At 33.5% G+C, this 7,853-nt stretch carries 11 protein-coding genes, 1 tRNA gene and 2 pseudogenes; 5 read left to right on the top strand and 9 right to left on the bottom strand.

What is annotated here, in order from left to right; all coding sequences use genetic code 11:
• Together FWJ34_RS05980 and FWJ34_RS05975 are read right to left on the bottom strand one after the other, a co-directional pair.
• Nucleotides 1-714: pseudogene (locus FWJ34_RS05980) on the bottom strand (class I SAM-dependent DNA methyltransferase); the annotation flags it as partial.
• A 34-nt stretch (nucleotides 715-748) separates the two neighbouring features.
• Nucleotides 749-1,522, bottom strand: coding sequence for a transporter substrate-binding domain-containing protein (locus FWJ34_RS05975; RefSeq protein WP_308254407.1), 774 nt, complete (start codon nucleotides 1,520-1,522; stop codon nucleotides 749-751).
• 154 nt (nucleotides 1,523-1,676) lie between these two features.
• Here FWJ34_RS05975 and FWJ34_RS05970 point away from each other — a divergent pair, with 154 nt between their 5' ends.
• Nucleotides 1,677-1,922, top strand: coding sequence for a hypothetical protein (locus tag FWJ34_RS05970; RefSeq protein ID WP_308254406.1), 246 nt, complete (start codon nucleotides 1,677-1,679; stop codon nucleotides 1,920-1,922).
• A 23-nt stretch (nucleotides 1,923-1,945) separates the two neighbouring features.
• On the opposite strand, the gene FWJ34_RS05965 is transcribed toward FWJ34_RS05970, so the two are convergent.
• Together FWJ34_RS05965 and FWJ34_RS05960 are read right to left on the bottom strand one after the other, a co-directional pair.
• Complete coding sequence (locus FWJ34_RS05965; RefSeq protein ID WP_308254405.1) at nucleotides 1,946-2,371, bottom strand: putative toxin-antitoxin system toxin component, PIN family; 426 nt, start codon at nucleotides 2,369-2,371, stop codon at nucleotides 1,946-1,948.
• Complete coding sequence (locus FWJ34_RS05960; RefSeq protein ID WP_308254404.1) at nucleotides 2,364-2,612, bottom strand: type II toxin-antitoxin system Phd/YefM family antitoxin; 249 nt, start codon at nucleotides 2,610-2,612, stop codon at nucleotides 2,364-2,366. The genes FWJ34_RS05965 and FWJ34_RS05960 overlap by 8 nt, the downstream gene beginning before the upstream one ends.
• A gap of 103 nt (nucleotides 2,613-2,715) precedes the next feature.
• Here FWJ34_RS05960 and FWJ34_RS05955 point away from each other — a divergent pair.
• The 4 genes and pseudogenes from FWJ34_RS05955 to FWJ34_RS05940 all read left to right on the top strand — a co-directional run.
• Nucleotides 2,716-2,836, top strand: a pseudogene (locus tag FWJ34_RS05955) (IS607 family transposase); the annotation flags it as partial.
• Entirely contained in the window at nucleotides 2,814-4,550 is a 1,737-nt protein-coding gene (recN, locus tag FWJ34_RS05950; protein WP_308254403.1) for a DNA repair protein RecN, read from the top strand. The pseudogene FWJ34_RS05955 and the gene recN, both read left to right, overlap by 23 nt.
• 131 nt (nucleotides 4,551-4,681) lie before the next feature.
• Complete coding sequence (locus tag FWJ34_RS05945; RefSeq protein ID WP_308254402.1) at nucleotides 4,682-4,834, top strand: hypothetical protein; 153 nt, start codon at nucleotides 4,682-4,684, stop codon at nucleotides 4,832-4,834.
• A gap of 86 nt (nucleotides 4,835-4,920) precedes the next feature.
• A complete protein-coding gene (locus tag FWJ34_RS05940; RefSeq protein ID WP_308254401.1) occupies nucleotides 4,921-5,412 on the top strand; it encodes a chemotaxis protein CheW in 492 nt (163 codons plus the stop codon).
• 20 nt (nucleotides 5,413-5,432) lie between these two features.
• On the opposite strand, the gene rplA is transcribed toward FWJ34_RS05940, so the two are convergent.
• The 5 genes from rplA to FWJ34_RS05915 form a co-directional block, all read right to left on the bottom strand.
• Nucleotides 5,433-6,143, bottom strand: a complete 711-nt coding sequence (gene rplA, locus FWJ34_RS05935) for a 50S ribosomal protein L1 (RefSeq protein ID WP_308254400.1) — start codon at nucleotides 6,141-6,143, stop codon at nucleotides 5,433-5,435.
• A 220-nt stretch (nucleotides 6,144-6,363) separates the two neighbouring features.
• Nucleotides 6,364-6,786: a 50S ribosomal protein L11 gene (gene rplK / locus FWJ34_RS05930; protein WP_308254399.1), complete on the bottom strand. Its 423-nt coding sequence runs from the start codon at nucleotides 6,784-6,786 to the stop codon at nucleotides 6,364-6,366.
• Nucleotides 6,787-6,801: 15 nt separating this feature from the next.
• Entirely contained in the window at nucleotides 6,802-7,416 is a 615-nt protein-coding gene (nusG, locus tag FWJ34_RS05925) for a transcription termination/antitermination protein NusG (protein WP_308254398.1), read from the bottom strand.
• The gene (gene secE, locus FWJ34_RS05920) at nucleotides 7,416-7,655 is read right to left on the bottom strand and encodes a preprotein translocase subunit SecE (RefSeq protein ID WP_396231712.1); all 240 of its coding nucleotides are present in this window, start codon (nucleotides 7,653-7,655) and stop codon (nucleotides 7,416-7,418) included. Before secE ends, nusG begins: the two co-directional genes overlap by 1 nt.
• Nucleotides 7,656-7,764: 109 nt before the next feature.
• Nucleotides 7,765-7,837: transfer RNA gene (locus FWJ34_RS05915), tRNA-Trp, on the bottom strand.
• Between the last annotated feature and the right edge of the window lie 16 nt (nucleotides 7,838-7,853).

Here is a 7,853-nt window from a genome sequence, read left to right as displayed (position 1 = left end):
ATCATTAGCAAAGGATAAATTTAAGAGGTGGCTTGGGGATAAAAATTTATAGAGTAAAATTAACTCTGATTCTTCCTTATGGTGATAGTCATTAAGATTAAAATAAATAACATTACTTTTTAACTCAGTTTCTACTTTTTCGATCGCATAATAGGCAATTTCATTATAAAAAAAATCAGTTTTATGACTGCATAACTTACCTTCTTGAAAATCATTAAACTGGTTAACTAAAAATTTTTTTTGATAAAATAACTGCTCAAACAAACTAGCAGGAAAAACAAACCAATCATAAATATTCGTGACAATTAAATATTTTATCTCAAGATTTTTGCTAGTAACTCTCTCTTGTAAATAATATAATAATAGCTGTTGTAAAGCCTTAATATTAAACTTATCAAAGCTCAACATCTCACCTTTATTACTAGGACTTTTTGTCTCAATAATAACTCCTACTTTACTATCAATATTTTTACCATGATAAATAGCTAAATCCTGTTTATCTTTAACGTTGATATAGTGATTAGATTTATAATAAGTCTCATTGAAAAAATCTCTTAAATTATTTTTATGAAACTCCTCAGATTTATCTATTTGTGCTTGAGTTTGCATTAATAAACTATTTAAACTTTCTTTAAATATATCAAGATGCGATCGCCATACTTTTAATTTACGATAAGCAGGATTTAAACTTTTTTGTATAGTTGTATAAGTCATATTTTTATTTTAGTAACTATATATATCAATCAGGTTAATTAGTCGGTAAATCCCAATATTTTGCCCTTTCCTCTAACCAACCTTCTTGCTTTAATTTTCTTATAACTCCATTAACTTTATCCCGTAATTCTTGATATTGTCTTCCTTTAGGTAAGGCGATCGCCAAAGGATAACCGCCGAAAATATTAGGTAAAAGCTGATAATTGGGGTTTTCCTGTATCCATCCCGTTAATATAGTTATATCCCCTGCAAAACCTTGAATTTCTCCTGATTCTAAAAATTCTAAGGCTTGTTGATAGGATGAAACTTCCTTTAATTTTGCTTGAGGTAAATTATACCTAATTTGTGCAATAGCTCTGGAATTATTCAGAATACCGATTTTACCGCTAAAATTCCTGATATTGGGGTTTATTTGCCCTTTTTTGACGATAATTCCTGTAGCATCAAGATAGTAAAAATCACTAAAATCTACGATGCGCTGACGAGAAGTATTAACGGTTATAGAGGCGATCGCCAAATCTACTTCAATATCTGTTACTTTTTGAATTCTATCTTGATTAGTGAGGGGAATTAATTGCAGTGCCTTTTCATCGCCAAATAATTCTAACGCTAAACGATGGGCAATGTCTATTTCAAAACCTTGTAAATTACCTTCTAAATCTCGATAGCCTAAAGGGCGCAAATTATCTTTGACTCCTATCACTAATTCCCCTCGTTTTTCGATTTCTTGCCATTCGGCACTATAAACTTTAATGGGAATAGTAAATAAAAAAGCGATCGCCACAATAAGTAATTTTCGATAAATCATGTAGATAAGTTGATAGTTAAATCGGCTGAATATTCCCTCAGTCCTTACGATAATTGAAAAACAGTTAAAAAATCAAGTATAATGAAAAACAAAATTGATTTTAATAGATAAATTATCATTATTTATTCATAAATTTACTAAAGAAAAAACACCTATGAATTTTAAAAACAAAAATCTTCAAGAAGTTTCTTTCAAGAAAATAATCTTTCTCTTTTTTGGAGGTTTTACTATTGTTAGTTTTGCTATTGTTATTGTTTATTCCTTTTCTGCTGTTGAATTAAATTTAATCAATGGAGGATTTGCCTTATTTATCACTATATTATCTGGGTTGCTATCAAGTATTTTTGGTAAGAGATTTATTGATGCTTTTGTTAATACGTTAGAATTTTCTGGTTTTTAAAAAAGGATTGAGATAAATCTGTTTTATTTACTACTAATTAAATTCCAAAAATCCCGAGGGTTAAGAATAGAAATATCTTGAATAGGATGCAAAACTAATAAATCATTATCCCCCGTAATAATATGGGAAGCACTACCATTTAAAGCCAAATCAATAAACTTATTATCTTTTTCATCTCGACATAAAGTAACTCGTTGAATAATTGAGACATAATACCAATTTATCTTAATCCGCTCCCGCAATCCATTAATCTCTTTTGGTTCGATATATTTAGCAAATTTATCTCTACTTAAAACCGATAATAATTCGCTTAAAGTATCAGTTGAATATAAAATATTTCCTTCATTTTCTCCCCAATTTAAAACTTGAGAGGGAATAGAATTAGGGGCAAGAATAGAACTAATGAGAATATTAGTATCTAAAACTAAACGTATTGAAGAATTAATCATCTTGTAATAATTCTTGCAATTTATCTTCTGTTAAACCTTTTTTTACTGCCCTATGTCCAATATTTGCCCTAAATTGTTGAAAATCCTGAATATTACTTTTAGTAATTCTTTGATAGTCTTCGATGGACATAATCACGGCAACATCACGATTTTTTTTCTGTATTGTGATAGGTTCACGCTGTGCTTGATTAATAACAGTGCCGAAAGTTTGTTTGGCTTCCGTAGCAGAAATAAATCGCATAACTTATTCAAGTATCAGTAATTTTGATTATAGTTTAATTATAGATAAAATAAATAAAATAGACAAAATAGATTATTGGTATGGTTGTAAGTTCACAATAGCTAATCAACAATTTTTATCTCCAGAAGCAGGAAATAATAGAAGATTTATTGGCTATTGTTCATACTTTTTCTTGTCGTTTATACGGGTTGAGAAAATCTAATGTTAATTGCGATTCGGATTGATAATTTTGCTTTAGTTGATCATTTAGAGTTAGAGTGTGGTAACGGTTTAAATGTTTTGACGGGAGAAACTGGTGCGGGAAAATCCATTATTCTCGATGCTATTGACGTGGTATTGGGGGGAAAAGCTAACCAACGAATGATTCGTAGTGGTGCAAAAAAAGCCATTGTCGAAGCCTGTTTTCAGACTAATCCTGAGTTAGAAACTTGGTTAGAATCTCAAGAAATGGAATCTTTTAATGATGGTACACTTGTTTGTAGTCGTGATTTAACCATTAGTAAAGATAATTTTCGTTCTCGGTGTCGGGTTAACGGTGTTGTGGTTACGAAACAAATTATCACCCAATTGCGCGATCGCCTTTTAGAAGTTACTGCACAAAATGAAACAGGACAATTACTTTCTGTCACCAATCAACGAGATTTATTAGACGCTTATGGAGGCAAGGGATTAATTAAACAACGACAGTTAGTTAGTGAAGCCTTTACTATAACACAACAGGCACAAGAAGCCCTCGAATATCGTCGTCAATCAGAACAACAAAGGTTACAAAGATTAGACTTAATTCAACATCAAATTCAAGAATTAAACACTATTCATTTACAATCACCTACAGAATTAGAACAATTGGAAATTGAAAGCGATCGCCTTACTCATGTAGTAGAGTTACAACAATTAAGCTATCAAGCCTATCAGTTATTATATCAAAGTGAATCAGAGGAAAATGAAGCTGTTACCGATATATTAGGTAAAGCAGAATCAATTATCGCTGATATGACTAATTATGATAAAGAATTAACTTCAGTGTTAGAAATTGTGCAAGAAGCACTGAATCAAGTAGTAGAAGCTGGGCAACAAATATATAGTTATGGGGCAAGGTTAGAAGCAGATCCTGATAGATTGGAAGAGGTAGAAGAACGTGTTAGACTTTTAAAGCGGATTTGTCGTAAATATGGACCAAAATTAGAAGATGTGATTAATTATTATGAAAGCCTCAAACAAGAATTAACAGAATTAACCGATAATGGTAAATCGATTGAAGAATTAGAGCAAGAACATCAACAATATCAAGGAAAATTACTGAAATTATGTGCTAAATTAAGCCAACTTCGACAAGTAGCAGCCCAAAAGTTAGAAGCGCAATTAACTCACGAATTAAAACCCCTTGGCATGGCAAAAGTACAATTTCAGTGTCGAGTAACCCCCATAAGTCCCAATATTATGGGTGCAGATCAGGTAGAATATTATTTTAGTCCAAATCCGGGGGAAGACTTACAACCCTTAGCTATGACTGCCTCCGGTGGTGAAATGAGTCGTTTTCTTTTGGCTTTAAAATCCTGTTTTACTCCATCAGAAATGGATAATAAAACCCTGATTTTTGATGAAATTGATGCTGGAGTTTCAGGAAAAGTAGCTCAAGCAATCGCCGAAAAGTTACACAACCTTAGTAAACAAAATCAAGTTTTGTGTGTCACTCATCAACCTCTTGTAGCGGCAATGGCGGATCATCATTTTCGAGTAGAAAAACACCTCATCAAATCAAAAGAAAATCAAGAAGTAAGAACTGTTGTTAAAATAACACAATTAGAACATCAAAATCACCGTCGAGATGAATTAGCCGAGCTTACAGGAGGTCATTGTGCTGAAGATGCCATCGCTTTTGCAGATTCGTTACTAGAAACAGCAGCTTTAGTTAAAAAAAGAAATGAAGTGTTTTGAGATAAGTACCTAGACAAAATAGAATTGAGAATTTAGAATGTGCTTGGGATTAAATTATCAAAAAATCGTGGGTCTAAAACCCTGCTATGCACGGGCATTAGTGAGCTATAATAAAAAAAACATCCTTCGATGTGGTAACAGACAATAAAAGGCAAAAACCAAGCCAATTTCAAGTAAACGTCTGTGGTATTTGGCGGATTTGGCATATCGCTACAGCTTGTGGAGAAAGAGTAAGACCAAGTAAAAAGTTCACTTTTGAAAGGCATCATTCGGTGAAAGCTTGAATCCTCTCGCATAACGGCAGAGGAGTTGTCAAAATAGGATTGCCATATATTTTTATAAGCTAACTATCAATTATCAATTACTTATTATGAATACTGCCAACCTATCCCCTCAATCAAAAATAACTAATACGGAAAAAATTAAGTTATTAGTCTTTCCTATTGGCAACCTTAATGCTGGTTTACATATTGATACTGTACAAAAAATTGTTAACTATTCTACTATTTTTAGTAGTGGTTTAAATCATTATGGTTTAGTTACTTTAGGGGAAAAAGAAATAATTGTGATTGATTTACATAAAAAACTCTTTAATCAATCGGAAATTTTAGACAGAAATGACAAAAAATATTTATTATTAGCTCTAAATAGTTCAAATGAAACTTTTGGTATTTTAATTAAAAACGCCCCAGAATTATATGATATTCCCTTAAATACTATTCGGATTTTACCGCCTTCTTATCGCCGTGCGGATACTTTAAAAATTGCTTCTCATGTAACAGTGATTCAATCTGAAAATGAGGAGGAAGAGGAAAAAACTATCTTTATTTTAGATCCTGATGAATTAATTACACCAATTTAATCCTCATTCCTCAATTACCTTTAATCGTGTAACTTAAGATCTCTTAAGGCGTTAATATCCACTTCAATAGAAGGCCCCATGGAAGAGGAAACATACACAGTACGCCAGTAACGACCTTTCGCTCCCGATGGACGCTGACGATCAACGGTTTCTTGTATTGCCTTTAAGTTAGATAACAAATCCTCTACAGCAAAAGAAGATTTCCCAAAAAGTACATGAACAATACCAGTACGATCGGCACGAAACTCTAATTTACCTGCTTTAAATTCATTAATAGCACCGGCTAAATTAGTAGTTACAGTACCCCCTTTAGGAGAAGGCATTAAACCCTTAGGACCTAAAGCACGTCCTAATTTAGCGATTTTAGGCATCATATCAGGAGTAGCAATTAAAACGTCAAAATCCATCATCCCTTTTTGAATTTCATCGATTAAATCTTCTTCTCCGACAATATCAGCACCAGCTAATTTAGCTTCTTTGACTTGTTCACCTCTGGTAATTACTGCTACTCTTACAGTTTGCCCTGTGCCTTTAGGAAGACTAACAGTAGTTCTTAATTGCTGATCCGTATATTTAGGATCAATGCCTAAGCGGATATGAACTTCCGCCGTTTCATCAAACTTAGCAGTTGCCGTTTCTTTTAACAATTGCAATGCCTCTAAAGGTGCATAGGCTTTGGATTCTACCTTAGCTAATGCCTCTTTATATCTACGACTAAATTTTTTACTCATTGACGTTATGTATCTCCTTGGGTAAACTAACGAAGTTATACTTTTTAGTTATCAGCCCTCAACTATTAGCACTCAGGGAAAACCTTAGACTTTTACCTAAATTCTGTAGCTTGAAGTTGTAACTTTTTTGGGTTGTATAATACCTCTCCCCAGAATAAAATTACTTTTATTTTCAACTATATTTTAGTTGGGTTCGTGGGTATAAATTTGTTGATTTTTATTAAACTACGGTAACACCCATATTACGGGCAGTTCCAGCAATAATCTTCATTCCCGCTTCAATGTCATTAGCATTCAAGTCAGGCATTTTTGTTTGGGCAATTTCTCGTAATTGAGCTTTAGTAATTTTGGCAACTTTATTCCGATTAGGCTCTTTTGAACCAGTTTTAATGCCTACAGCTATTTTGATTAATTCAGAAGCAGGAGGAGTTTTAAGAATAAAAGTAAAACTACGATCCTCGAAAACAGAGATTTCTACAGGAATAATCATCCCCGTCTGACTAGCGGTTTTAGCGTTATATTCTTTACAGAATGCCATGATGTTCACACCGTGTTGACCCAAAGCTGGACCTACTGGAGGTGCGGGGTTTGCCTTACCTGCTGGTAAAGCTAATTTAATTAATGCAACGACTTTTTTTGCCATTGTTAAAGTATCCTTTTATCCTTGTTTTTCTACTTGATTAAATTCCAATTCTACCGGTGTATCACGACCGAAAATTGATAAGAGTGCTTTTAATTTACTTCTTTCAGTACTAACTTCCATCACTTCTCCGGCAAAGTTTTTAAAAGGTCCTGAAATTACTAATATATTATCTCCTACCTGCATATCAATTTTGACTACAGGTTCGGCCTCTTCCATTTGTTTAAAAATGCGATCGACTTCTGAATGTGATAAGGGCATTGGTTTTACATGACCTCTACCTCTACCTACAGCTCGTCTCTGTTCAGCCCCCACGAAGTTGATTACATTAGGAGTATTTTTTACCATCTGCCAAGCGTGATCATCTAAGATCATTTGCACTAGCACATAGCCAGGTAATACTTTTTCTTCTCCGTGATAACGACTACCATCTTTACGCACTTTTACCGTTGGGCTCTGAGGTATTCGTATCTCTAAAACACGATCACTAAGATTAAAACTATTAACTCGTTGTTCGATGTCAGTTTTAACTTTTTTTTCGCAACCAGCAGCTACTTGTACTACATACCAACGGGGTTTACCTACTGCTACTTTCGTAGCTGATTCTGATTCATTATCAGCAGTAAAACTCATCAAAACACCTTCCCAGCTGCCCAGCCAAACACTTTATCCACAAGATAAATTAAACTGGCTACAAGAGCAACCATTAAAATGACAGCAACAGATTCACTAAGTAATTGTTGACGGGAAGGCCAAACAACTTTAGCTAACTCCTGCTTGGTTTCTTCTACGAAATTAGCATTATTAACGCCGTTATTTGAAGAGTCCGATGGAGTAATATCTTTGTCCTTGACAGTTTCTTTGTTTGTCACAATAATTTCCCTGATTAAATAGACGTTTTTTCTATGGCTATATCTTGCGAAAACCACAATCTCTATTATAGAGTCAATTAACTATATATTTCTCTAATGGTTAGACCAACACGCCCTAGAGGACTTGAACCCCTGACATTCGGTTTTGGAGACCGACGTTCTACCAACTGAACTAAGGACGTATATCTAATTACTATA

The sequence above is a fragment of the Geminocystis sp. GBBB08 genome (assembly GCF_016743215.1).
GTDB lineage: Bacteria > Cyanobacteriota > Cyanobacteriia > Cyanobacteriales > Cyanobacteriaceae > Geminocystis.
Note: the sequence above shows the minus strand (reverse complement) of the source record. Positions and strands in the feature narration are given on the sequence as shown.

Bases quoted from the DNA above. Each gene is read 5' to 3' on its own strand.
- nusG (WP_308254398.1), bottom strand. From the start codon at position 7,416: ATGAGTTTTACTGCTGATAATGAATCAGAATCAGCTACGAAAGTAGCA.
- rplA (WP_308254400.1), bottom strand. From the start codon at position 6,143: ATGAGTAAAAAATTTAGTCGTAGATATAAAGAGGCATTAGCTAAGGTA.
- recN (WP_308254403.1), top strand. From the start codon at position 2,814: ATGTTAATTGCGATTCGGATTGATAATTTTGCTTTAGTTGATCATTTA.
- FWJ34_RS05960 (WP_308254404.1), bottom strand. From the start codon at position 2,612: ATGCGATTTATTTCTGCTACGGAAGCCAAACAAACTTTCGGCACTGTT.
- rplK (WP_308254399.1), bottom strand. From the start codon at position 6,786: ATGGCAAAAAAAGTCGTTGCATTAATTAAATTAGCTTTACCAGCAGGT.
- FWJ34_RS05975 (WP_308254407.1), bottom strand. From the start codon at position 1,522: ATGATTTATCGAAAATTACTTATTGTGGCGATCGCTTTTTTATTTACT.
- FWJ34_RS05965 (WP_308254405.1), bottom strand. From the start codon at position 2,371: ATGATTAATTCTTCAATACGTTTAGTTTTAGATACTAATATTCTCATT.
- FWJ34_RS05970 (WP_308254406.1), top strand. From the start codon at position 1,677: ATGAATTTTAAAAACAAAAATCTTCAAGAAGTTTCTTTCAAGAAAATA.
- FWJ34_RS05940 (WP_308254401.1), top strand. From the start codon at position 4,921: ATGAATACTGCCAACCTATCCCCTCAATCAAAAATAACTAATACGGAA.